Source organism: Cylindrospermopsis sp. CR12, assembly GCF_001432185.1.
Lineage (GTDB): Bacteria > Cyanobacteriota > Cyanobacteriia > Cyanobacteriales > Nostocaceae > Raphidiopsis > Raphidiopsis raciborskii.
In genome coordinates this window covers 2454-3018 of the sequence record NZ_LMVE01000075.1, presented here as the reverse complement: position 1 = coordinate 3018, position 565 = coordinate 2454, and the positions used below count along the sequence as shown (strand labels likewise).

General features: G+C 39.6%; 1 pseudogene. It reads right to left on the bottom strand.

The window, feature by feature from the left end:
• Nucleotides 1-217: 217 nt before the first annotated feature.
• A pseudogene (locus ASL19_RS09025) lies at nt 218-565 on the bottom strand (hypothetical protein); the annotation flags it as partial.

Sequence of the window (565 nt, the reverse complement as noted above, 5' to 3'; positions counted from 1 at the left end):
GTCCCAAGCTAACCCAAATAATCCCACATAAAACACAACCCAAAAGTAAATGGCAGACCCATGTCCTAAAAATCCCCAAGCAAAAGGTAAAGAAACTAAATTACCCACCGTCAATAACAACAAAACCCGCGTTTGCCAACGCCCTAATAATGTTGGAGTCATAACACCTAATTGCTAATTAAAGTTGATTACAGCTGATTAAAATTCCTAGTCCCAATTAAGGTTTTAAATTTAAGGCCCATTTGAACCATTGCCAAACAGAATAAATACCCTGAATGTATCTTACACCTGGTGCTTTAATTGCTGCTAGAGCTTCCACTGATCTATGGGCGGCGTATTGCAGTCCTAAAAACGTATCCACCGGTGCATAGGGACCCCCTAGAGTAATAATCCCAGCTGCATACACACGCGATTGAGAATCTCTAGGGTGACGCAATTGCCTAATTTCAAAATTGTTTTTCACATACAACCTTCTATCCGGATTTAAATCCAAATCATAGTGATTAATTAAATCCTTCAAAAATGGACTTTGGAGCGGGTCGGAAATTAACCCGGTACAATCAAT